This window comes from Sphingobium sp. JAI105 (genome assembly GCF_015752145.1).
GTDB lineage: Bacteria > Pseudomonadota > Alphaproteobacteria > Sphingomonadales > Sphingomonadaceae > Sphingobium > Sphingobium xenophagum.
Genome location: NZ_JADOUC010000001.1, coordinates 925,107 through 949,820 on the forward strand (window position 1 = coordinate 925,107; position 24,714 = coordinate 949,820).

Sequence of the window (24,714 nt, forward strand, 5' to 3'; positions counted from 1 at the left end):
TTATCCTCGCATTCCGCTCATGGCTTTATCTTCCAGATGTCGGTCGCATATTCGCGGATGGTCCGGTCCGACGAGAACCAGCCCATCCGGGCAACATTATGTATCGCCTTCTTCGCCCACAAAGCGCCATCCGTCCAGAGCGCATCGACATTGCGCTGCGCGGCGGAATAGCTGTCGAAATCCGCCGCCAGCATGAACCAGTCATGGTCATAGATGCCCTGGATCAGCCCCCTGTAGCGATCGGGGTCGTCGGGCGAGAAGACGCCGCTGGCAATCGCGTTCAGTGCCTGCGACAATTCGCGGCTCTGATCGATCACCTCACGCGGATTATAGCCGTTGGCACGGCGCTCGTTCACCTCCTGCGCGGTCAGGCCGAAGATGATGATATTCTCCTCACCCACATGATCGCGCATCTCGACATTGGCGCCATCCAGCGTGCCGATGGTCAGCGCGCCATTGACCGCGAACTTCATATTGCCGGTGCCCGACGCCTCCATCCCCGCGGTCGAAATCTGTTCGGACAGGTCAGCCGCCGGGATCATGACTTCGGCCAGCGACACGTTATAATTGGGCACGAACTGCAATTTAAGCAGCCCCTGCACTGCCGGATCATGGTTGACCGCGCGCGCCACGTCGCCCGCCAGCTTGATGATCAGCTTGGCATTATGATAGCTCGATGCCGCCTTGCCGCCGAACAATTTGACCCGCGGCACCCAGTTCTTTTCCGGGTGTGACCGGATCTGGTCATAGAGCGACACGGCCTCGACGATGTTGAGCAATTGCCGTTTATATTCGTGGATGCGCTTGATCTGGATGTCGAACATCGCGCCCGGATCGATCCGGGCGTTCACCTTCTGGCGCAATATATTGGACAGCGCTTCCTTGTTCGCCCGCTTCACGCCCAGGAATTTCTCCTGAAACGCGCTGTCGTCGGCAAAGGGATCAAGGTCGCGCAGCGCTTCGGGATCGTCCATGAAACGGTCGCCAATCGCCTCGCGGATCAGCGCGAACAGCCCCGGATTGCACTGCATCAGCCAGCGGCGGAAGGTGACGCCATTGGTCTTGTTGTTGATCCGCGTCGGATAGAGATTGTGCAGGTCGGCAAAGACCGTGACCTTCATCAGATCGGTATGCAGCGCCGACACGCCATTGACGCTGTGCGATCCGGCAAAGGCCAGATTGCCCATCCGCACCCGCCGGTCGCCGCCCTCGTCGATCAGGGAGATGGCGCCAATCCCATGGTCGTCAAACTGACCGGATTTGCGCGCTTCGGCCAGCAGGCGGCTGTTGACGGCATAGACGATCTGCATGTGCCGGGGCAGCAATCGCTCGAACAGCGGCACCGGCCAGCTTTCCAGCGCTTCGGGCAGCAGCGTATGGTTGGTGTAGCTGAAGGTGCGCCGGGTGATGTCCCACGCCTCGCCGAAATCCAGCCCATGATCGTCGAGCAATATCCGCATCAACTCGGCCACCGCAACCGCCGGATGGGTGTCGTTAAGCTGGATCGCGGCCTTGTCCGGCAGGGTCAGGATGCTGCCGAAATATTGCAGATGCCGCCGCACAATGTCCTGCAGGGACGCGGAGGAGAAGAAATATTCCTGCCGCAGCCGCAATTCCTGCCCCGCGGCTGAACTGTCCGCGGGATAGAGAACACGGGTCAGCGCCTCGGCACGATTGCTTTCGGCCAGCGCGCCCAGATGGTCGCCCGCATTGAATTTTTCGAGCAGGATCGGATCGATCGGCTGCGCCTGCCACAGCCGCAGCGTATTGACCCGCTTGCCGCGCCAGCCGGCGATCGGCGTATCATAGGGCGTCGCGATCACCCGTTCGGACGGATGCCAGTGCATCTGATGCGGTCCGGCATCCTCGCTCTCGACGGGATCGACCCGTCCGCCAAAGCCGATCTCGTAACTGGCCTCGCGCCGCTCAAACTCCCAGGGATTGCCGTGCGCCAGCCAGGTTTCGGGCAGTTCCACCTGCCAGCCGTCGGAAATTTCCTGCCGGAACATGCCGTTCACATAGCGGATGCCATAGCCATAGGCTGGCACGTCCGTCGTCGCCATGCTCTCCATGAAGCAAGCGGCCAGACGGCCAAGCCCGCCATTGCCCAGCGCCGCGTCCGGCTCCAGCGCCGCGATAATGTCTATATCGACGCCCAAAGAGGCAAGCGCTGCCTGCATGTCGTCCAGCATTTCCATATTGGACGCGGCATCGCGCATCAGGCGGCCGATCAGAAATTCCAGCGACAGATAATAGACCCGCCGCCCTTCTTCCTCATAGGTTTTCTGGGTCGACGTGATCCAGGCGTCGATCACCCTGTCGCGGATGGAAAGGATGACGGCGTGCAGCCAGTCGTGCGGCTTGGCGGCGGCGGCATTCTTGCCGATGCGATAGGTGAGCCGCTCGACAATCTCATGGGCAAGAACCTGGGGATCGACCCGGCGCGGTTCGGGGATAGGAAGTTTGGTCTGGCCCTTGAGGTTCATGCGGCTGGTCCCCCTATATTGTCGGCGCGATGATGGCACAGCGTCGCGCCCCAAGCCAAAGGGTTTTTGCGGCGCAGCAAAAAAATCAATGCGCCTGACCGCCCCGATGATCGACAATCGAAGCCCGGACACCACCGCGCAGATCGGCCCGCACCGGATAGGCGCTGGACGGGAGCAACTGGGTCATGAAAATGCCGATCAGTCGCTCGATCGGGTCGATCCAGAAAAAGGTCGAAAACACCCCGCCCCAATAATATTCCTGGCTTTTGAGATCCATTGCAAAGCCGAGGCCAAAGCCGACGCCATTATAGTCGGCCTCACTGAACATGCCGGTCGAATAGCGGGCCAGGTCGCTGCCGCCCGGCAACTGATTGTCCCGCATCATCCCCACGGTTTCGGGCCGCAACAGCCGCGCGCCATCCAATTCTCCGCCGCGCAGCAACATGCGCGCAAAGCGATGATAATCCGACACGCCCGATACCAGCCCGCCGCCGCCGGACAGGAAGCGGCCCTGCCGCCGCCAGCCGCTGCGCGCGCCCAGGTCGGCGATGACGCGTTCGCCATCCTCGTTCAGCCGCCAGGCATCGGTCATCCGCTCGACCTGATCGTCGCGCAGGACGAAGCCGGTGTCGATCATGCCGAGCGGATCGAATATGCGGGCGCGGAAAAACGCATCCAAATCCATGCCGCTCAGCCGTTCAACCACCACGCCCAGCACATCGGTCGACACGGAGTAGATCCACCGCTCACCGGGCGAATATTCCAGCGGCAGCCGGGCAAGATCGGCAATGAATTCGTCCGACGTGCGTTTCTGCTGAAATTCGTCCAGCCCCAGTTGCCGGTATCGCGCGTCGATCGGCGTCTGGCGTTGCAGCCCATATGTCAGCCCCGACATGTGCCGCAGCAGGTCGATCATCCGCATCACCTGCTTGGGCCGCGCGCGATTGCCCCGTCCGACGCGCAGGTTGGCGAATTCGGGGATGACGTCCGTCACCGGCGTATCCAACGCCACCTTGCCAGCCTCCACCAGCATCATGAAGGCGACCGACGTGATCGGCTTGGTCATCGACGCAATGCGGAGCAAGGCATCGTCCCGTAGCGGCTCGCCAGTCGCCCGCGCCGCGCCGCGCGCCACCGCCAACACGGGTTGTTCATCGCGCGAAATCAGCAATTGCATGTGCGCCAGCTTGCCAGACGCCAGATAGGTCGTGTCGAGCTGGTCAATCAGCGCACCAAGCCGGTTGGGGTCCATCCCCGCCGCCTGCGCCGCCGCCTTGTCCACGCCATCTGTCATGCTCAACGCTGCTCCCTATAAGGATTGAGATTTGAACCCATCCTCCCCTGCAAGGGAATGTGGATGGCCGCAGGCCGGACGGAGGGGGGCAAGCTATCGATGGCTTCACACCCCTCCATCATCGCTCCGCGCTGACACATCCCCTTCCAGGGGAGGATGGTAAAGTCTGGATCAATTCCGACCCTAAAACAGCAACGCACGCCCGTAAACAGCTTGCCGATTGCCAAGACCCCGCTCGGCCATCTATGGCAACCTGCCAAGACTTGCCTCGCATTGGATATAGACAGGCATGGCCACCGGCCTCTCCGCACTATTCATGGCAAACCGCGCCGCCTTGCTGCGCTTCCTTCGGGCGCGCGGCGCCGGGGAAAATGCGGAGGACTTGATCCAGGACATGTGGATGAAGCTGGAGTCGAAGGATATCGGCCCGGTCGCCGATCCGCTCCCCTATCTTTATCGCATAGCCAATAATCTGATGCTGGACCGATACCGATCCGCCACGCGGCGCGAACGGCGCGAACAGGATTGGGCGGAAGGGGCAGGCGGCGTGATGGCCGATCCGGTCGACGACATGCCGGTCGACGAACGACTGATCCTCAACCAGACGCTGGATGAAGCGCGCGAGGCGCTGCGCGCGCTCGGCCCGCGGGTCGAGATGGTGTTCCGTCGCTTCCGTATCGAGGGTGTCGGGCAACGCGCGATCGCCGAGGAACTGGGGGTCAGTCTGACCACGGTGGAGAAGGATCTGCAAAAGGCCTATCGTGCCATGATCGCGCTCAAGCAGAAAATGGATACGGCATGAGCGGGTCGGCGGCGTCAGTCTCTGCAAGGGGCAAGAAATGAACAGGGCTGGAGCCATGATGCAAGAGGAAGCGCTGGGATGGGTCATCCGCACGCGCGATCCCGACTTTGTCGATTGGGAGGCGTTCACGCTGTGGCTGGAGGGCGACCCGGCGCGCGCCGCCGCCTATGACGCATTGATGGTGGCCGACGCCGACCTGGACGCCATCATCCCGTCCAGTCCCGCAGCCCTGCCCGCTGCCTTGCCCATTGCCGCCAATGATCCGGGCGAACCCCGGCACCGGACATGGCGCTGGGTTGGCGGTGGCGCGATTGCAGCAGCGCTGGTCGCGACCATTTCGCTGAGCATGATGAACCGTGCCGACATCTACACCATCACCACCCGGCCCGGCGAAACGCAGACCATCGCGCTGGACGATGGCACGCGGATCGACGTCAATGGCGGCACGACGCTGCGGCTCGACCATAACAATACCCGCTTTGCCGCGCTCGACAGCGGCGAAGCGGCCTTCACCGTACGCCATGATGCGGCCGATCCCTTCCGCGTGACCGTGGGCGATGCCGTGTTCGAGGATGCGGGCACGATATTCAACATCGTCCACACCGGCGGCGCGACCCGGATCGGCGTATCCGAAGGCAAGGTGATCTACAATCCGCAGGCCGAAGCGATCAGCCTGCCCGCCGGACGCGCGCTGGCCGATGATGGCGATGGATTGCGGGTGATGGACGTTGCGCCTGCCGCCGTCGCTAGCTGGCGGCAGGGACGCCTCGTCTACGCCAATGCCGCCGTGGCCGACATCAGCCAGGACATCGCCCGCTCGCTCGGCATCGCGCTGACCACCACGCCCGGCGCGCGGGCGATGCGCTTTACTGGCACGATCCGGCTGGACAAGGACCCTGCGCGCTTCTTCGCCGGGGCCGCGCCGCTCATGGGGCTGAGCGCGATACGCACTGGCGACGGCTGGGTGCTGAAGGAAGGGAATGGGCCGCAAAGCTGAGCTCCTGATCGTCACCGCCCTAGCGATCGCAACGCCCGCGCACGCGGCGGACAGACAGACTATCAGCATCGCCCCTTCACGGCTGGGCGAGGCCGTGGTGGCGCTTGGCCGCCAAACCGGCGTCAGCGTCGGCATGTCGGACCAGTCGCTCGCCGGCATAGCCACCCCCGCCGTCAAGGGCCGCCTGTCGGTTGAAGCGGCGCTCAAGCGCCTGCTGCGGGGAAGCGGTGCCAGGGCCATGATGATCGACGCCTCGACCTGGCGCATCGTGCGCGCGCGCCCGGCGGCAACCGCCCAAGCCCCCGTCCGCGCACCGGCAGCCCCCCTGCCCGATCAGCCCGTTGCGGAAATCATCGTCACCGCGTCCAAACGCTACACGCCCCTGCCCCGCTATGCCGGCATGGTCGAAGCGATCGACGCCAATCTCTTTTCCAGCGGCGAAGCGTCGGGCGGCACGGCCACGCTGCTGGCGCGGGTCGCCAGCCTCAGTTCCACCCATGCGGGCAATGGCCGCAACAAACTGTTCATCCGCGCCATCGCCGATTCCGGCGTCGCGGGACCAACCCAGGCCACAACTGGCCAATATCTGGGCGACATGCGCCTCAATTATGCCGCGCCTGACCCGGACCTCAAACTCTATGATGTCGGCCGGGTCGAGATATTGGAAGGACCGCAGGGTACGCTTTACGGCGCGGGGTCGCTTGGCGGCATCATCCGCATCATGCCCAATGCCCCCAATCTGGGTGAATTTGGCGGGCAGGTATCGGCGGGCCTTTCCGCCACCCAGCATGGCGCGCCGGGCGGCGATCTGTCGGCGACGATCAACCTGCCGATCATGCCGGAAAAAATTGCGCTGCGGGTCGTTGGCTATGGCGTGCAGGAGGGTGGCTATATTGACGATGTCAGGCGCGACCTGAACGATGTCAATCGCACCCGCACCTATGGTGGCCGGGCGGCTTTGCGCTTTGCCCCGGACGAAAACTGGACCGTCGACCTGAACGGCGTGTACCAGCATATTCATGGTCGCGACGCGCAATATGCGACCCAGTCGCTCGACCGGCTCCAGCGCGCCTCCAGCGTCGCCCAGCCTTATTTTTCCGACTATCTGCTTGGCAATATCAGGGTCGAGCGCCAATGGGACAGCCTGCGCTTCGTCTCCTCCACCGGCTTCGTCCATCATGAACTCGCCGAAAGCTACGACGCCACGCAACAGGATGGACCCAGCGCGCTGTTCCGCCAGCGCAATGACATCGACATCTTCTCGACCGAAAACCGGCTGGTGCGCGATCTCGACAACGGTCTGGGCTGGATATTGGGCGCATCCTATCTGCAAAGCCAGTCGAAGCTCCGGCGATCGCTGACCTCCTATGGCACCGCCATGTTCCAGCCGCAGGTGATCCCCGGCGTGCCCATGATCGGCCGCGGCTTGCCCGCCACCGCCACCGGGGTCCGCAACAAGGTCAAGGAAGCGACCCTGTTCGGCGAAGCCTCTTTCGAGCCAGCCAGGGGCCTGATCGCGACCGTTGGCGGACGGCTGACCAACAGCCGCCTGTCGGGCGAGGCGCTCGATCCCATTGCCGCCCTGTCCTTTGCCGAGATCGCCCGCGCCGAAGCGCAGGCGGACCGCAGCGAAACCATCTTCCTGCCCTCCTTCGCGCTGCTGACGGACGCGATCCCCGGCGTCACCCTCTACGCCCGCTATCAGCAAGGCTTCCGGCCCGGCGGTCTGGCGGTGGATGACCAGCGCGTCCGCCGGTTCCAGAATGACCGCATCTCGACGGCCGAAATCGGTTTTCGCAAAGGCGTGGCGGGGCGCGACGCCATCGCGATCAGCGCCAACCTCGCCTATACCGACTGGCGCAATATCCAGGCCGACGTGACCGACCGGATCGGCCTGCCCACCACCGCGAATATCGGCGATGGGCGCATATATACCGCCGAAGGACGCATCGTTGTGCGCGCGATGCAGCGCCTGACGCTGGATGCCAGCATCATCTATAATGACAGCCGCCTGACCCAGCCGGCGCAATTCCTGCGGGCGCTATCCTTCGAAGGGCGCTCGCTGGACTTGCCCAACGTCGCCAATCTGGGCGGACGGCTGGCGTTCGACTATCGCACTGTGATGGGCAATGGGATGCGTCTGCATCTGTCAGGATTGGCCCGTTATGTCGGCAAGTCGCAACTGGGCGTCGGACCGATATTGGGGCGGACGCAGGGCGATTATGTCGACACCAGCCTGTCGGCCAGCGCGACGCGCGGCCCGGTGCAAATATCCCTTTCGCTGGCCAACCTGCTCGACAGCGACGGCAACCGTTTCTCGCTCGGCACGCCGTTCGACCTCCATACCGACTATTACACCCCGCTACGCCCCCGCACCGTCCGCATCGGCATGGATTTCGCTTTCTGAACATCGGTTCAGACGGAAATGCCGATCCGGCACCGTCCTTCCTGCACGCGCGCATAAAAATCAGGCGCGGGACGCAGAGGAGACATCATGCGACATCTACTGGCCTGCACGGCCATCGCCCCGGCGCTGGTCGCGCTGACGCTGGCCAATGCAACGGCCGCCACCACGATCGGCACTTCGACCACTACCCCAGTCAGGACATCGACCGTAGCGAATGGATCGGCGGACGACATCGTCATCAGTTCCGCTGGATCGATCACGCTGACCAGCGGCACCGGGGTCACGCTCGACAGCAACCATGACGTCAGCAATGCCGGCACGATCACGATCAATGACGCGAACGATGTTACCGCCATCCTCGCCGCACCCGGCACGACGGGGGACATCACCAACAGCGGCACGATTACCCTGACCGAAAATTATACCGCGACCGACACCGACAGTGATGGCGACATAGACGGCCCCTTCGCCAAAGGATCGGGCAAGACCGGCATCCGGGTCCAGTCCGGTGCGCCGCATGTCGGCAATATCGACCATAGTGGTACAATCACGATCGAGGGTAACCAGTCGGCGGGCCTTCGGCTGGACGGTGCGCTGACCGGCAATCTGTCGACCAGCGGCATCACCAACGTCACCGGCGACAATAGCTACGGACTGGTCGCCAATGCCGTCACCGGCAACGTCACGCTGCGCGGTTCGACGTCGGTGCAGGGCGCCAACAGCATCGGCGCGGCTTTGCTGGGCGACATCAATGGCGCGCTCAAAATCCAGGGCAACATTGCCAGCACTGGCTATCGCTCCACCACCCGTCCGACCGACGTGACCAAGCTGGATGCTGACGATCTGCTGCAGGGCGGCTCCGCCGTCGTCATCGCTGGCAATGTCAGCGGCGGCGTGATCTTCGACGTACCGCCGACGCCCAGCAGCACGGATACCGACGTGGACGATGACGGCCTGCCCGACGCCAGCGAAGGCAGCGCCTCAATCGTCACCTATGGCTCCGCCGCTGCGGTGCAGGTCGGCGCTTCCAATGCCGACACCGTCATCGGCGCGGTCGCAGCCGACAGTTCGGGCTATGGCCTGATCGTCAAGGGCCAGATTGGCGGCTTTGGCGTGTATGACGGGGTTGCCGCCAATGGTTTGAGCATCGGCGGACTGGGCGGCAATGTCACCATCGCCAACGGCATCGGGATCGACGGCACGGTGTCCGCCGTCTCCTACGACAGCAACGCCACTGCATTGCGGCTTGGATCGGGCGCCAGTACCGGCACGATCAAGGTCGGCGGCACGGTCGGCGCGGCAGGATCGGCGCTGGCTGGCACATCGGCTCGCGCCATCGTCATCGACGCTGGCGCGTCGGCCAACGCCCTTACCATCGGCGGCACCGTCAGCGCGTCGGCAGCCAATCAGGAAAAAGGTACGGCGATCGCCATACTCGATTCCTCCGGCACGCTCGCCAGCCTGTCCAACACTGGCCGGATCAGCGCATCGGGCGGCCTGACCAACACCGCCATAGACCTGACCGCCAACAGCAGCGGCGTCACCCTGACGCAGGCGCTCGCGTCCTCGACAGCTGCTGCGCCGACCATTATCGGCGATATTCGACTGGGATCGGGCAATGACGGGCTCACCGTTTCGGCCGGCAGCATCACCGGCAATCTGACGCTGGGCGCAGGCAATGACAGCATAGCCCTGTCCGGCGCATCCAGCCTGACCGGCAATGTCGACTTCGGTGTCGGCAATGCGAACCTCTCCCTGGCCGACAGCGCCAGACTGGACGGCGCGGTCGATTTCGGCAGCGGCAGCGGCACGCTGACCCTGGGCGGCACGTCGGCGCTGACCGGCGCGATCAGCAACAGCGGTAACATGGCTGTCGTACTGAACGGCGGCACGCTCAACGCCACCAACAGCGGCCCGGTGTCTCTTGCGTCGCTGTCCGCCAGCGGCACATCGACATTGGGCGTCACCATCAACGCGGCGACCAATGCCGCCACCGTCTATAATGTGGCGGGCGCGGCCAGCTTCGCCAGCGGATCGCAGGTGAAGGTCAACCTGACCCAGGTCGGCGGATCGGCGGGCGACTATATCATCGTCCGTGCCGGATCGCTCAGCGGAGCCCCGGCGTTGGCGACCAGCACCCTGCTCCCCTATCTGTTCAAGGGCAACATCAGCGGCGACAGCAATGCCGGGACCGTCACCCTCTCGATTGCCGCCAAAAGCGTGACCGAACTGGGGCTGACCGGCTCGCTCGCCCGCGCCTATCCGGCGATCTTCAATGCGCTCGATAATGATGCCGCCGTCGCCACCGCCTATCTCGGCATCAGCGATGGCACGACTCTGGCCACCAATCTGCGCCAGATGCTGCCCGATCATGCGGGCGGCACGTTCGAAGCAGTGACGTCGGGATCGCGCGCGACCGCGCGCATCCTGTCGGATCCCAATGGCGTGTATCGGACCAAGGACGGGCGGCTGGGCTTCTGGCTGCAACAGGTGGGCTTTGGCGGCGCCAAGAGCGTGGGCGATACAGCCTCCTACGACATCAACGGCTGGGGCGCAGGCGGCGGGGTCGAATATCTGACCGATCTGGGCGCGTTCGGCGGCTCCTTCGCCTATATCCACGCCAGCGACAGCGGCGGCAGTTCCAACAATGCGGTCGATTCCGATCAATATGAACTGGCGGCGCACTGGCGCGGCCAATGGGGTCCGCTGCTGGCCTTTGCCCGTCTGTCCGCCGCCCATATCGGCTTTGACGGCACCCGCCGTTTCGACAATGGCGATGTCACCCGCACCGCGAACGGCAACTGGAACGGCAAACTCTATTCCGCCACGGCCGGCGCCTCCTATCAATGGCAGATGGGCCGCATCAGCCTGCGCCCGGCGATCGGCATCGACTATTATCGCCTGAAGGAGGATGGCTATAGCGAGAGTGGCGGCGGCGACGCCTTCAACCTCACCGTATTGGGCCGGACCAGCGACGAAACCACGGCCAGCGGCACAGTGACGGCGGGCTATGACTTTGGCAGCCTGAAGCGTGAAGATGGCTGGGTCCGACTGGAACTGGAGGGCGGTCGTCGCCAGATCATTGGCGGATCGCTGGGCGACACGGTGGCCAATTTCAAGGATGGCGATCGTTTCACCCTGGTTGCCGACGATCGCACCAATGGCTGGACAGGCCGCGCGCGCCTCTATGGCGGCACCGACACGTTCCGGGTCGGCGGCGAATTCGGCGCGGAAGAACAGCAAAATCACGTCGCCATCTCATTTCGGGCGACGGTTAACTTCGTGCTGTGACGTCTTGCCTATGAATGGACGGGCCACACCCCACAGACTTCCCGGCCCGTCCATTTCCGCCCCGGCATGATCCCTCCCCCAGGGGCCGGGCACAAAAGAGGGGCGTCGCCATCCCCACCGGCGACGCCCCTTAAATTTGCCCCATCCTCGCCAGCCGGAGGATGAATTTTCCGCTTACCCGGCCAATGCCTTCTTCACCAGTTCGTTCACGACCTGTGGGTTGGCCTTGCCCTGCATGGCTTTCATGGTCTGACCCACGAAGAAGCCGAACAGCGCTTCCTTGCCGCCGCGATATTGTTCGACCTTGTCGGCGTTGTTCGCCAGCACAGTGGCCACTGCCGCCTCGATCGCGCCAGTGTCGGACGTCTGCTTCAGGCCCTTTTCCTCGACGATCTTGCCGGGCTTATCGCCGGTTTCCAGCATGATCTCGAACACCTGCTTGGCGATCGTGCCGCTGATCGTGCCGTCGGCGACCAGTGCCAGCAGTTCCGCGCCATCGGTTGGGCCGACCGGGCTGGTCTCCAGCGTCTTGCCCAGCCGATTGAGTGCGCCATAGAGTTCCGACAATAGCCAGTTGGCCGATGCTTTCGCGACATCGCTCTCGCTTTTGCCCTGGATGCGCGCGGCTTCGGCCACCAGCGTCTCGAACCAGCGCGCCGTGTCGGCGTCGGCGGTCAGCGTCGCGGCATTATAGGCGGACAGGCCCAGCGCCTGCTCATAGCGCTTGCGCTTGACGTCGGGCAGTTCGGGCAGCGAGGCGCGGCATTCGTCCAGAAACGCATCGTCCAGCACCAGCGGCAACAGGTCGGGATCGGGGAAATAGCGATAGTCGTGCGCGTCTTCCTTCGACCGCATCGACCGCGTTTCGTTGCGATCGGGATCGTAGAGCCGGGTTTCCTGCACGATCTTGCCGCCGGCTTCCAGCACATCGACCTGCCGGTTGGCCTCATGCTCGACCACGGCCATGACGAAGCGGACCGAATTGACATTCTTCGTTTCGGTACGGGTGCCGAATTCTTCGCCGGGCTTGCGAACCGACACGTTCACGTCGGCACGCATCGACCCCTGGTCCATATTGCCGTCGCACGACCCGACATAGCGCAGGATCGTCCGCAGCTTGGACAGATAAGCCCCGGCTTCCGCTGGCGAGCGCATGTCGGGCTTCGACACGATCTCCATCAGCGCTACGCCCGACCGGTTGAGGTCGACATAGGAACTGGTGGGATGCTGGTCATGCATCAGCTTGCCCGCATCCTGCTCGACATGGATACGCTCGACGCCGATCACCTTGGTGCTGCTGTCCGGGTTCTTCTCGTCCAGGACGATCTCGATCTGCCCCTCACCCACGATCGGGTGGTAGAGCTGGCTGATCTGATAGCCCTGCGGCAGATCGGCGTAGAAATAATTTTTCCGGTCAAAGCGCGACCATTTGTTGATCTGCGCCTCGATCGCCATGCCGGTGCGGACTGCCTGACGGATGCACTCGCGGTTGGGGACGGGCAGCATGCCGGGCATCGCCGCGTCGACCAGGCTGACCTGCGTGTTCGGCTCTGCCCCGAACGCGGTTGCCGCGCCGGAAAACAGCTTCGCGTTCGACGTCACCTGCGCGTGAACTTCCAGGCCGATCACGACCTCCCACTCGCCGGTTGCGCCCTGGATGCGATAGGTTGATTCAGTCATCTATGCTTCCGTCTGTTCGCGCGCTCGCGAGCGCGCCGTTCCAGAATTTTCTGTCTATCGCGGGTCTGCGATGCGAGCTTCGACCGCCCGAATTTCAGCCGCTTGAAACCTTCGACGAGGCCTTCTCCAATAAATTGGACGAAAATCTCGCCGATCCAGTTCACCACCACTTGTCCGGCCGCGCCGTGAACCCGGCCCGCTCTTCAATGGCAAGGCTCGCGTTCAGCACAGTCTGCTCGTCCAGCGCCTTGCCAATCACCTGCAAACCAATTGGCAGCCCCGCCGAATCCAGCCCGCCCGGCACAGCCATCGCGGGCAGCCCCGCCAGCGACGCGGGCACGGTGAAGACGTCGTTCAGATACATGGCCAGCGGATCGGCCTGCTTCTCGCCCAGCGCGAAGGAGGAACTGGGCGCGGTCGGCGTCAGCAGCAGGTCGCATTTTTCAAATGCCAGTTCGAAGTCGCGCGCGATCAGTGCCCGGACCTTCTGGGCCTGGGTATAATAGGCGTCGTAGAAGCCCGCAGACAGCACATAGGTGCCGATCATGATCCGGCGCTTGACCTCCGGCCCGAAACCGGCGGCGCGGGTCGCGGCATACATGTCCTGCAAGCCTGCGCCATCGGGCAGGTCGCGCTGGCCATAGCGCACGCCGTCATAGCGGGCGAGGTTGGACGACGCTTCGGCAGGCGCGATGATATAATAGGTCGGCAGCGCATATTGGGTATGCGGCAGCGATACCTCCACCACATTGGCGCCTGCGTCCTTCAGCCATTCGATGCCGCGATCCCACATGGCGGAGATTTCGGCGTTCAGGCCATCGGGACGATATTCCTTCGGAATGCCGACCGTCTTGCCCTTAAGGTCGCTCGACAGATTGGCTTCCCACTGCGGCACCGGCAGGTCGAGGCTGGTCGAATCCTTGGGGTCAAAGCCCGACATGACTTCCAGCAGGATCGCATTGTCGCGAACCGTCCGCGCCATCGGCCCCGCCTGATCGAGCGAGGACGCAAAGGCCACGATGCCCCAGCGCGAGCAGCGGCCATAGGTCGGCTTGATCCCCGAAATGCCAGTGAAGGCGGCAGGCTGGCGGATCGAGCCCCCAGTATCCGTGCCGGTCGCCGCCGGGCACAGCCGCGCGGAAATGGCCGAGGAGGAACCGCCCGAAGAGCCGCCAGGCGCGAGCGCGGCATTTTCGCCGCCGCCACGCTTCCATGGGGAGATGACATTGCCGAAATAGCTGGTCTCGTTGGACGATCCCATGGCGAACTGATCCAGGTTCAGCTTGCCCAGCATCCCCGCGCCCGCCGCCCACAGCTTGCCCGACACGGTGGATTCATAGGTCGGCACGAACCCTTCCAGCATGTGCGATGCCGCGGTGGTCTGCACGCCTTTGGTGCAGAACAGATCCTTCATGCCGATCGGCACACCGGCCAGCGCGCCCGGCGTTTCGCCAGCAGCCTTCGCCTTGTCGGCCGCGTCGGCGGCTTCCAGCGCCTTGTCCGGCGTCTCGACGATGAAGGCGTTGAGCGCCTTGGCCGCCGCGACATTGGCGTTGAACCCTTCGGCCACTTCGCGCGCAGAAAAATCGCCAGCGCGGAACCCGTCGCGGATTTCGGCTACGGTCAGGTCAGTCAGATTGGTCACTCGATCACCTTGGGAACGGCAAAAAAGCCATGTTCGGCCTGGGGGGCATTGGCCAGCACGAGTTCGCGGACATTGCCGTCGGTCACGACATCCTCACGCAGGCGCTGAACATTGGGAATGACGGCGGTCATCGGCTCTATGCCGGTGACGTCCACCTCGCCCAATTGCTCCACCCAGCCAAGGATGTTGTTGAGTTCGGGCACCATCGCTTGCGCTTCGGCGTCAGTCACCGAAATGCGCGAAAGGCTGGCGATCTTTTTTACGGTTTGAAGGTCTATCGACATGGCTTCGCCGCTAGCACTCGGTTCAACCTGCTTCAAGGGGCGACCTGTCGACCATGGTTCATCTTGCGCAGGCGCAGCGCTTGCGCCAGACAGGCGGGAAGAAGGGCGGGCCAGGGTCCGCCCGACATCGGAGAGCAGTCGTGGCGCGCAAATTCCTCTATGTCATCGCTGGCCTGATTGTGTTGGTGATCGTGGGTAAGCTGGCTTATGGAATCTTGCAGCCCCAATTGATGCGTATTGCGATGGTCCCGCGCGAAGCGTTTAGCGACCTTCAACCCCTGCCTGCCGACGCTTATGACAAGCAGGCGATGTGGATCGCCAGGCCCGACATCTTAAAGGATAATCCCGCGCTCTGGACGCCACAGGGGGTCAAGGATGCGCCCGTTCCGGAAAAGGCTGCGGTATTCTTCATCCACCCTACCAGCTACATCACCACCTTTAGCAACGCTCATTGGAACGCGCCGATTGGCGAGAAAGAAGCTGACGCAACCGCGCGCCGCTTCGTGACCGGCCAGGCCAGTGCGTTCAATGCGGCTGGCAATATCTGGGCGCCGCGCTATCGCCAGGCCAACTTTGGCGCTTTTCTGACCGACGGGCCGGAGGGGGACAAGGCGCTCGCTGTCGCCTATCGCGACGTGGCCCAGGCGTTCGCCGCTTTCCTGAAAGCCAATCCTGCCGGGCCGCTGATACTGGCCGGGCATAGCCAGGGGTCGCGCCACCTGCTGCAATTGCTGCGCGAACAAGTCGCGGGTAAGCCGGTAGAGAAGCGGATCGCCGCGGTCTATGCCGTGGGCTGGCCGATTTCGGTCGAGGCAGACCTGCCCGCACTCGGCCTGCCTGCCTGCGCGCGGGCTGCGCAGGCACATTGCATCGTCAGTTGGCAAAGCTATGCCGAACCGGCAGATCCGTCAGCGGTGATCGAAACATTCGGCAAGAAAACCGGCTATACCGGCAAGCCGCGCAAGGGCACCCACATGCTCTGCACCAACCCCATCACCGGCGCGTTCAACGGCGCAGCGCCCGCCAGCGCCAATCGCGGCACGCTCGACAGCCGCGACGCAGGCAAGCCCCCGCGCCTCCTGTCAGGCATCGTGCCTGCCCGCTGCGACACCAGCGGCGTGCTGATGATCGGCGAACCGGTGGACATGGGCCCCTTCACCCTGCCCGGCAACAATTACCATGTGTATGATTACAGCCTGTTCTGGGCCAACGTCCGCAACGACGCCCGGCAACGGCTGGCCGCATTCCTGAAGTCATGAGCCTCCTGACCACGGATCGCGTCGCCTTTCGCGAGTGCCTGCCCGAAGGCGGGCGACTGATCGGCATGGATGTCGGCACCAAGACGATCGGACTGGCGCTGTGCGACGATCGCTGGTCGATCGCCAGCCCGGCCCACACGATCAATCGCGGCAAGTTCACCAAGGACAAGATCGCGATCGCCGCCTTCATCGCGCAGCAGCAGGTCAAGGGCATCGTCATCGGCCTGCCGCTAAACCTGGACGGCACAGGCAGCCCGCGTAGCCAGTCCAGCCGCGCCTTTGCGCAAAATCTGACCGATCTGGGCCTGCCCATCCTGTTGTGGGACGAACGCTGGTCGACCCAGGCCGTCACCCGCACCCTGCTGGAAGCCGACGCCAGCCGCGCCCGGCGCGAGGTACTGGTCGACAAGCTGGCGGCGAGTTACATTTTGCAGGGCGCGATTGATGGGCTGGTGGCGGGTCTTTAGGCCAGCGAATGCTCCATCCTCAACGTCATCCTGAATTTATTTCAGGATCCATCGTGCCCCAAAAGCCGCCGCTGGAGACGAGAAATGGATGCTGAAACAAGTTCAGCATGACGATGATGGCGGGGGCGGAGTCATATATGATAGCCCCGCATTTGATGCGCCCCTAATCCCCGTCCCGCCCGTACACATCCGGCAGAAACTGCACCCCCTGCGCGGTCGGAACGGCGGTCAGATAAGTGAGATATACCGGCACCGGCTGCGGCAAAGGCCGATGCTGTTCCGGCGCGCTGCCGTCCGCCACCGGCTGCTTGCCGAAGAACCAGCGGCCAAGGCGCTGCGCATCCTCCAGACGGACGCAACCATTGCTGAAATGGCGCGCAGGCTTGGCGAACAGGTCGCGCGAAGGCGTGTCGTGCAGGTAGATGCCAAGGTCGTTGGGAAACATGAATTTCACCCGGCCCATGGCATTGTCGCCGCCCGGCAATTGCCGCACCCGCACTTCGCTGCGCCCCGCCGCGACCGAACCCCAGTCGACCGCACTCTGGGCAAGAGGCGCGGGATTGGCGCTCCAGTCGGCCAATGCCTCATAATGCATGCCCTTGAGCGAGGCGCCTTTCAGGATTTTTGGCGCGACCCGGCTTTGCACCAGATCGGGCGGGATGTTCCAATAGGGGTTGAGCGTGGCGTAGCGGATCATGCCCGCCATCATCGGCGTCTGCGATTCCCTGGCGCCCGCCACGACCTTCATCGTGCCGTCGAGCGCGCCTTTGCTGTAATACCAGAGGCGGGCCGATGCGGCATCCACCACGACATGCCGCACCCAGGGTCCGGGCAACAAGCGAGCCCGCTCCATATTGAGCGCCAACTGCTGGTCATAATAAGCCGGTCCCCGGTTGAGCGCGCTGATCGTCTGCCCGCCCGCTATGCCGTCCGCGGCCAGCCCATGATCGCTCTGGAACGCGCGCACACGCGCTGTCAGTGCCCGGTCATAGGCGGCGCCCTGGGCCAGGCCGAGCCGATGGCGCAGCAGCGCGATTTCCGGCGTACTGCCGCCGGGGCGCAGCTTCACCCCTTCCGGCACCGTAACGCCCGGCAGGTCGCCCCAGCGCGCCCGGTAATCGGCGCGGGCCGTGCGCAGGCGCATATAGAAGGGACTCATCCAGCCAGCGGTCTGGATATAGTCGGTGAGCGACGGGGTCACGGCAGCGGCACGCAGCAGGTCCGATGGATCGGGATCGCGCGGTTCGACTTCCGGGTCCAAATAGCGCATGCCGATGCCGCGTGCGGGACGGCGCATGTCTGCGACCAGCGCGGCAAAGGCTTTTGACAGCGCCAGATCGGCGCGGGCCAGTGCCTTGGGCGTGGGGCTGGCGTCCGCTTCCTCGATCAGGCGCTGGAGGCCGCGCGGATCATAGTCACGCGGGGCCAGGCCATCGACATCGACGCTGGCGATCAGCGCCAGCAATGCGTCGGCCTGCGGCCCGATCGCGTCCTTTTCCACCCAGAGCGGCCAATAGCCGCGCGGGCCGTAGAAATCCTTGAGCTTTCCGCTCACGCCCGCGCGAATTTCGCTCGCGACGCTGGCTTTGGCCGCATCCGCAGGCGCATCGGCGGGCTGGGCACGCGCGGACACAGACGGCGAGACGGCGCAGGCCGCAAGCAGCATAGCGAGGGGAAAGGCGCGGGCGCGGCGGTGGTGCCGCGCCCGCTTCATCTTACGGATCAGCCGCGTTCTCCGCGACGGGGCGGCGGCGGCGGGGGCGGCGGCGGGCAAGGCGGACCCTGCACGGCGTGATACATGCCGTCCGACGTGTAATAGCCATCGACATAGCCGTCGCCATCACGATCGGCAGCGACCGTGCCGGCAATCGCGCCCGGCCCGACGGGCGGCGCTGCGGTGACGGGCGGTTCATTCTTGGCGCAGGCGCTCAGCGCGAACAGCCCGGCGGCAGCCAAAGCCATATGGTTGATTTTCATATCTTCTCCCTGGGCGCGATGGCGGGGATCGCCGGACGCCGCATTGACCTCTAGCCGCAGCAGGTGCGACGCGAGGGCAACGTGCGAACCGCGCAAAATAATCCATTACCGGAGCGAAATGACGGCGAACAGTGGCTTAACCACGATAATGTGACGAAATGGCCGACAATCAGTCCTGCACCCAGTCGGCCGAGGCGATGCCCTGCGCATAAAGCAGCACCGACAGGTCGCCATGGACGATTTCCGCAGCGGCCGCCGCGCGGGTCTTGGGCTTGGCATGATAGGCGACGCCCAGCCCCGCCCCCTCGATCATCGGAATATCATTGGCACCATCGCCCACAGCCAGCGTCAGCGCGCGATCCATGCCGCCAGCGATCATGCCTTCCAGTTCCGCCCGTTTGCGCGCGGCATCGACGATCGGGCGCGTGACAGTGCCCAGAAGCGCGCCGTCGGCTATCTCCAGCACATTGGCGACAGCGGCATCGAAGCCGATTTCCGCCGCGACCGGATCAGTGAAGCGGGTAAAGCCGCCCGACACCAGCAGGGCTTTGGCACCCCGCGCCTTCATCGTGCGAACCAGTGCCCTGGCGCCGGGCATGATTGTCACCCGTTCGGCGCGGCAGCGGTCGATGGCGCTGTCCTCCAGCCCTTTGAGCAGCGCGACCCGCTCGTCCAGCGCACCCGCAAAGTCCAGTTCGCCGCGCATCGCCCGTTCGGTGATTTCGGCGATCTGCGGTTTGATCCCGGCATAGTCGGCCAGTTCGTCGATACATTCGACCGTGATCATGGTCGAATCCATGTCGGCGATGATCAGCTTTTTTTCGCGGGTGGCGGCGGGTTGGACGATCACGTCGATGCCCTGCCCCAGATCGGCAAGCGCGGCACGGGCTCCGGCCGGGTCGGCGGCGAAAAGGATGTCGGCGGCTTTGCCCGCGTCCAGCCAGATTATATCGCCCGGCCTGCATCCCGCCTGAGCGAGTCTGTCCGCCCCTTGCGCAATATCCCCCTGCCCCATCGAGGCGCTTGCCACTAAGGTCGCGACGAACATGCACACTCCTGAACCACAACAGGGCGAATCCCGCCCACGGGTCGCGCTTATTGCCGGGCCGACCGCCAGCGGCAAGAGCGCGCTTGCCATTGCGCTGGCCAAAGCCGCAAATGGCATCGTCATCAATGCCGACGCCAGCCAGGTCTATGCCGATCTGGCGATCCTGTCCGCCCGTCCTTCGCCAGAGGAAATGGGCGACGTGCCGCACAAGCTGTTCGGCCATATCGACGGGGCGGATGCCTGCACCGCACCGCGCTGGGCGGCGGAGGCCAAGGCAGAGATTGCTGCCGCCCATGGCGCCGGACGCCTGCCCGTGCTGGTCGGCGGGACCGGCCTTTATATCCGCACGCTGCTGGACGGCATCGCGCCGGTGCCTGAGATCGACCCGGAGATTCGCGCGGCGGTGCGGGCGTTGCCGGTCGCTGACGCCCATGCGGCATTGCGCGTCGAAGATCCCGAAGCTGCCGCCCGACTGGCCCCTGCCGATACGACGCGGGTGGCGCGGGCGCTGGAGGTCGTGCGATCGACCGGCAAGCCGCTCAAAGCCTGGCAGCAGCATAAAAGCGGCGGCATCGGCGACGCCATCACCCTGACCCCGATGATCCTGCTGCCGCCGCGCGAGTGGCTGATGGAGCGGTGCGACCGGCGGTTCGGGCAGATGATGGAACAGGGCGCAGCGGCGGAGGTGGAGGCGCTGCTGGCGCGCAATCTGAACCCCGACCTGCCGGTGATGCGGGCGATCGGCGTGCCGGAAATCCGCGGCTGGATCAAAGGCGACACTGAGCTGGACATAGCAATTGAAAAAGGTCGGCTGGCGACGCGGCAATATGCCAAGCGGCAATATACCTGGTTTTCGAACCAGCCGCCGCCAGGCTGGACGCGCGAAAGGCGGGATATTGATGATAAAATAGTCGACGAATTGGCAATTAAATTACAACAATAGTATTTGACACGTCATTTTGTGTCAGATAGTGGCGGCTACCTTGCCATTTCGCGTCGCTTGACGCAAAGGGCCCGGCTTGAACAATGCGAAGGAATCTATCGTGGCCGAAAAGAGCGGCGCGGACATTTTGGTCGAATGCCTGCTGGATCTGGGTGTCGAAGTCGTGTTCGGCTATCCGGGCGGCGCAGTGCTGCCCATTTACGACGCACTCTTCAATCATCCCACGATCAAGCATGTGCTGGTCCGCCACGAACAGGGCGCGACCCATATGGCGGAGGGCTATGCCCGGTCGACCGGCAAGCCCGGTGTCGTCCTGGTCACGTCCGGCCCCGGCGCGACCAATGCCGTCACCGGCATCACCGACGCGCTGATGGATTCGATCCCGATGGTCGTCATCACCGGCCAGGTTCCAACCCAACTGATCGGTACCGACGCTTTTCAGGAAGCGGATACGGTCGGCATTACGCGCCACTGCACCAAGCATAATTATCTGGTGAAAGACCCGGCGAAACTGGCAGGCGTCATTCATGAGGCGTTTCATATCGCCACGACTGGCCGCCCCGGCCCCGTCGTCATCGACATTCCAAAAAATGTCCAGATCGCCACCGCGCCCTACAAGCGTCCCGCGCCGGTCGCCCATGCCAGCTATCATCCGCAGACCAAGGCGGACGCCGCCGGGATCGACGTTGCGGTCGAGATGCTGGCCGCTGCGGAACGGCCGGTTTTCTATACGGGTGGCGGTGTCATCAACAGCGGGCCGGAAGCCTCCGCCCTGTTGCGCGAACTTGCGGCCCTGACCGGCGCGCCCGTCACGTCGACGCTGATGGGCCTGGGCGCCTATCCCGCGACCGGCCCGCAATGGCTGGGCATGCTGGGCATGCACGGCACCTACGAAGCCAATTTCGCGATGAACAAGGCGGACCTCATCATCTGCGTCGGCGCGCGTTTCGACGACCGGGTTACTGGCCGTCTGGATGCTTTCGCGCCCAACAGTCGCAAGGTCCATATCGACATCGACCGCAGCAGCATCAACAAGATCGTCGATGTCGACGTCGCCATCGTCGCCGATGTCGGCAGCGCGATGGCGGACATGGTGGCGCTGTGGAAGGCGCGCGGTCATGAAGCCGCCGACCTGTCGGCCTGGTGGGCGCAGATTGACGGCTGGCGTGCGAAAAAGTCGCTTGGCTATGCCGAAGACGGCGCCGAAATCATGCCCCAGCGCGCGATCGCCGACCTGTACTCGGCCTGCACCGCGACCGGCAAGGACGTCATCATCACCACCGAAGTCGGCCAGCACCAGATGTGGGCGGCGCAGCATTTCGGCTTCGATGCGCCCAACAAATGGCTGACCTCCGGGGGTCTCGGCACGATGGGCTATGGTTTCCCGGCCGCCATCGGCGCGCAGATGGGCAATCCCGACAGCCTGGTCATTTGCGTCGCGGGCGATGCGTCGATCCAGATGAACATTCAGGAAATGGGCACCGCCAGCCAGTATCGCCTGCCGGTCAAGATCTTCATCCTGAACAATGAATATATGGGCATGGTCCGCCAGTGGCAGGAACTGACCTATCAGAGCCGCTATTCCAACAGTTATTCCGACAGCCTGCCCGATTTCGTGAAGCTGGCCGAAGCCTATGGCTGGACCGGCATTCGTATCGAGGGGCCGGACGATCTGGAAAGCGGCATCCGCGCCATGATCGACACGCCCGGCCCGGTGATCGTCGACTGCCGCGTGGCCAAATTGTCCAACTGTTTCCCGATGATCCCGTCGGGTGCGGCGCACACCGACATGCTGCTCGACCCCAGCCAGGTGAAGGGCAGCATGACGGACGAAGCCAAGGCGCTGGTATGAGGATGACGGTGTGACGCAGCACCTGAAACTGCGCATTCACGTCACGGAACCATGGGATTTCGAGCGGAACGTGGGCAGCGCCGAGCTGACCGGCTGGACCATCGACCATGCCGATCCGGACAATGACGAATGGGAAGTGCATCTGGACCAGGGGTTCGACCATCATGAGCGGCATATCGGCACGCTGCTGATCGGCCCGCGCTATGTGGGCGAGCATCTTAGCCGGATGTTCGATGCGGTTACGGGCTTTCCCGTCCGCCTCGCCCACCGGCAGGATGGCGGCTGGCACTATGCCTTTACGGCGATGATTTCGCAGCGACCCGACAAGGCGGACGGGGACGCAGAGCAGGAAAACGGGACAAGCATCTGATGCATATTCAGGAAGAATTGAGCCAGCGACACGTCCTGTCGCTGACCGTCTCGAACGAGGCCGGCATATTGGCGCGCATCGCGGGCCTGTTCACCGCGCGCGGCTATAATATCGACAGCCTGACCGTGGCCGACATCACCCCCGACCATGGCGTAAGCCGCATCACCATCGTCACCAGTGGCCCGCCCAAGGTGATCGACCAGATCATCGCCCAGCTCGACCGGCTGGTCCCGGTGCATAAGGTGACGGACCTGACCGAAAGCGGCCCCTTCGTCGAGCGCGAGCTGGCGCTGGTCAAGGTGTCGGGCACAGGCGAGGACCGGATCGAGGCGCTGCGCCTGGCGGACGTGTTCCGCGCCAAGGTGGTCGACACGACGATCGAAAGCTTCATTTTCGAAATCACCGGCACAACCGACAAGGTGGACAATTTCGTCGGCCTGATGCGCCAGATCGGCCTGGTCGAGGTTGGCCGCACCGGCGTCGTCGGCCTGATCCGGGGGAAAGAAGCGATTTAACCTGAATTCTCCTCTCCCCGGCGGGGAGAGGAAGCGAGACCAGGCAGTCGATTTAGAGCACATGACTCTGATCGACTGCCTGGTCGCAGCTGGAGAGAGGGCTGACACAGCGGTCCTCCTCTCCAACTTCATCTAGGCACGGCTTCGCCGCGCCAAGATTTCGTATCCTCTCCCCTGAAGGGGCGAGGAAAATGGCACGGTTCGAGGGAAGAGACACTCATGAAGGTTTATTACGATCACGACGCGGACATCGGCCTGATCAAGGGCAAGAAGATCGCTATTCTGGGCTATGGTTCGCAGGGTCATGCCCATGCGCAAAACCTGCGCGACAGCGGCGTTGCGGAAGTCGCCATCGCGCTGCGCCCCGGTTCGGCGTCGGCCAAGAAGGCCGAAGGCGCCGGGTTCAAGGTGTTCCCGAACGCCGAAGCCGCCGCCTGGGCCGATGTCCTCATGATCCTGGCCCCCGATGAGCATCAGGCCGCCATCTACGCCGACGACATCCACGCCAATCTGCGCCCCGGCGCGGCGCTGGCCTTTGCCCATGGCCTGAACGTCCATTTCGGCCTGATCGAGCCGCGCAAGGATGTGGACGTCATCATGATCGCCCCCAAGGGTCCGGGCCACACCGTGCGCAGCGAATATCAGCGCGGCGGCGGCGTCCCCTGCCTGATCGCCGTCTATCAGGACGCGACCGGCAACGCCCATGACATCGCCCTGTCCTACGCCAGCGGCGTTGGCGGCGGCCGCAGCGGCATCATCGAAACCAACTTCCGCGAGGAATGCGAAACCGACCTGTTCGGCGAGCAGGCCGTGCTGTGCGGCGGCGCGACCGCGCTGGTCCAGGCCGGCTTCGAAACGCTGGTGGAAGCCGGTTACGCACCCGAAATGGCCTATTTCGAATGTCTGCACGAACTGAAGCTGATCGTCGACCTGATGTATGAAGGCGGCATCGCCAACATGCGCTATTCGATCAGCAACACCGCCGAATATGGCGACATCAAGACCGGCCCGCGCATCATCACCGAAGAAACCAAGAAGGAAATGAAGCGCGTATTGGCCGACATCCAGTCGGGCCGCTTCGTCAAGGACTTCGTGCTCGACAACCGCGCCGGTCAGCCGGAACTCAAGGCCAGCCGCATCGCGGCCAAGCGTCACCCGATCGAGGAAACCGGCGCGAAGCTGCGCGCGATGATGCCCTGGATCGCCGCCAACAAGCTGGTGGATCAGGAAAAGAACTGACCGATCATTCCTCCCCTGCAAGGGGAGGGGGACCGCCGCGTAGCGGTGGTGGAGGGGTGTCGCCCTATCGTGAGGGCGACACCCCTCCGTCTGGCCTTCGGCCATCCACCTCCCCTCAAAGGGGAGGATTTTTGATCTCGTGACAGCGCCAGAAGGGG

19 protein-coding genes are annotated in these 24,714 nt (G+C 63.9%); 11 read left to right on the top strand and 8 right to left on the bottom strand.

From position 1 onward, the window contains the following. Positions 1-17: 17 nt before the first annotated feature. Together IWY39_RS04325 and IWY39_RS04330 are read right to left on the bottom strand one after the other, a co-directional pair. Complete coding sequence (locus tag IWY39_RS04325) at positions 18-2,486, bottom strand: glycogen/starch/alpha-glucan phosphorylase (protein ID WP_107125072.1); 2,469 nt, start codon at positions 2,484-2,486, stop codon at positions 18-20. Positions 2,487-2,571: 85 nt separating this feature from the next. Further along, entirely contained in the window at positions 2,572-3,780 is a 1,209-nt protein-coding gene (locus IWY39_RS04330) for a serine hydrolase domain-containing protein (RefSeq protein ID WP_107125071.1), read from the bottom strand. A 289-nt stretch (positions 3,781-4,069) separates the two neighbouring features. Here IWY39_RS04330 and IWY39_RS04335 point away from each other — a divergent pair, with 289 nt between their 5' ends. The 4 genes from IWY39_RS04335 (at position 4,070) to IWY39_RS04350 (ending at position 11,277) form a co-directional block, all read left to right on the top strand. Next, positions 4,070-4,582 carry an RNA polymerase sigma factor gene (locus tag IWY39_RS04335; RefSeq protein ID WP_107125069.1) on the top strand — a complete coding sequence of 171 codons (513 nt, stop codon included), beginning with the start codon at positions 4,070-4,072 and terminating at the stop codon, positions 4,580-4,582. 55 nt (positions 4,583-4,637) lie between these two features. Continuing rightward, positions 4,638-5,579, top strand: coding sequence for a FecR family protein (locus tag IWY39_RS04340; protein ID WP_107125068.1), 942 nt, complete (start codon positions 4,638-4,640; stop codon positions 5,577-5,579). Next, complete coding sequence (locus tag IWY39_RS04345) at positions 5,563-7,986, top strand: TonB-dependent receptor domain-containing protein (protein WP_107125067.1); 2,424 nt, start codon at positions 5,563-5,565, stop codon at positions 7,984-7,986. Before IWY39_RS04340 ends, IWY39_RS04345 begins: the two co-directional genes overlap by 17 nt. An 87-nt stretch (positions 7,987-8,073) precedes the next feature. Then, positions 8,074-11,277: an autotransporter outer membrane beta-barrel domain-containing protein gene (locus IWY39_RS04350; protein WP_107125066.1), complete on the top strand. Its 3,204-nt coding sequence runs from the start codon at positions 8,074-8,076 to the stop codon at positions 11,275-11,277. Between the two features lie 174 nt (positions 11,278-11,451). On the opposite strand, the gene gatB is transcribed toward IWY39_RS04350, so the two are convergent. The 3 genes from gatB to gatC all read right to left on the bottom strand — a co-directional run bounded on the left by gatB (position 11,452) and on the right by gatC (position 14,886). Continuing rightward, positions 11,452-12,957 carry an Asp-tRNA(Asn)/Glu-tRNA(Gln) amidotransferase subunit GatB gene (gene gatB, locus IWY39_RS04355; RefSeq protein ID WP_017184648.1) on the bottom strand — a complete coding sequence of 502 codons (1,506 nt, stop codon included), beginning with the start codon at positions 12,955-12,957 and terminating at the stop codon, positions 11,452-11,454. 160 nt (positions 12,958-13,117) lie between these two features. Further along, a complete protein-coding gene (gene gatA / locus IWY39_RS04360; RefSeq protein ID WP_107125065.1) occupies positions 13,118-14,602 on the bottom strand; it encodes an Asp-tRNA(Asn)/Glu-tRNA(Gln) amidotransferase subunit GatA in 1,485 nt (494 codons plus the stop codon). Next, positions 14,599-14,886, bottom strand: coding sequence for an Asp-tRNA(Asn)/Glu-tRNA(Gln) amidotransferase subunit GatC (gatC, locus tag IWY39_RS04365; RefSeq protein ID WP_017184650.1), 288 nt, complete (start codon positions 14,884-14,886; stop codon positions 14,599-14,601). Before gatC ends, gatA begins: the two co-directional genes overlap by 4 nt. Before the next feature lie 140 nt (positions 14,887-15,026). Here gatC and IWY39_RS04370 point away from each other — a divergent pair, with 140 nt between their 5' ends. Further along, positions 15,027-16,145, top strand: a complete 1,119-nt coding sequence (locus IWY39_RS04370; RefSeq protein WP_107125064.1) for a DUF3089 domain-containing protein — start codon at positions 15,027-15,029, stop codon at positions 16,143-16,145. Further along, positions 16,142-16,612, top strand: a complete 471-nt coding sequence (gene ruvX / locus IWY39_RS04375) for a Holliday junction resolvase RuvX (protein ID WP_017184652.1) — start codon at positions 16,142-16,144, stop codon at positions 16,610-16,612. Before IWY39_RS04370 ends, ruvX begins: the two co-directional genes overlap by 4 nt. A 163-nt stretch (positions 16,613-16,775) precedes the next feature. Here the strand turns inward: ruvX and IWY39_RS04380 are convergent, their stop codons facing one another. From IWY39_RS04380 to serB, 3 genes are all read right to left on the bottom strand, one after another. Beyond that, positions 16,776-18,326 carry a L,D-transpeptidase family protein gene (locus tag IWY39_RS04380; RefSeq protein WP_409994353.1) on the bottom strand — a complete coding sequence of 517 codons (1,551 nt, stop codon included), beginning with the start codon at positions 18,324-18,326 and terminating at the stop codon, positions 16,776-16,778. An 8-nt stretch (positions 18,327-18,334) separates the two neighbouring features. Further along, positions 18,335-18,589: a hypothetical protein gene (locus IWY39_RS04385; RefSeq protein ID WP_107125151.1), complete on the bottom strand. Its 255-nt coding sequence runs from the start codon at positions 18,587-18,589 to the stop codon at positions 18,335-18,337. 169 nt (positions 18,590-18,758) lie between these two features. Further along, positions 18,759-19,637, bottom strand: coding sequence for a phosphoserine phosphatase SerB (gene serB / locus IWY39_RS04390; protein WP_107125062.1), 879 nt, complete (start codon positions 19,635-19,637; stop codon positions 18,759-18,761). Here serB and miaA point away from each other — a divergent pair. From miaA to ilvC, 5 genes are all read left to right on the top strand, one after another. After that, a complete protein-coding gene (gene miaA, locus IWY39_RS04395) occupies positions 19,636-20,580 on the top strand; it encodes a tRNA (adenosine(37)-N6)-dimethylallyltransferase MiaA (protein ID WP_107125061.1) in 945 nt (314 codons plus the stop codon). The genes serB and miaA overlap by 2 nt on opposite strands. A gap of 100 nt (positions 20,581-20,680) precedes the next feature. Next, positions 20,681-22,432 carry an acetolactate synthase 3 large subunit gene (locus tag IWY39_RS04400; RefSeq protein ID WP_107125150.1) on the top strand — a complete coding sequence of 584 codons (1,752 nt, stop codon included), beginning with the start codon at positions 20,681-20,683 and terminating at the stop codon, positions 22,430-22,432. Between the two features lie 10 nt (positions 22,433-22,442). Further along, positions 22,443-22,802 (top strand): hypothetical protein, encoded by a 360-nt coding sequence (locus tag IWY39_RS04405; RefSeq protein ID WP_017184658.1) that lies wholly within the window; start codon positions 22,443-22,445, stop codon positions 22,800-22,802. Next, entirely contained in the window at positions 22,802-23,317 is a 516-nt protein-coding gene (ilvN, locus tag IWY39_RS04410; protein WP_107125060.1) for an acetolactate synthase small subunit, read from the top strand. Before IWY39_RS04405 ends, ilvN begins: the two co-directional genes overlap by 1 nt. A 219-nt stretch (positions 23,318-23,536) precedes the next feature. Beyond that, a complete protein-coding gene (gene ilvC, locus IWY39_RS04415) occupies positions 23,537-24,556 on the top strand; it encodes a ketol-acid reductoisomerase (RefSeq protein ID WP_017184660.1) in 1,020 nt (339 codons plus the stop codon). Positions 24,557-24,714: the final 158 nt, after the last annotated feature.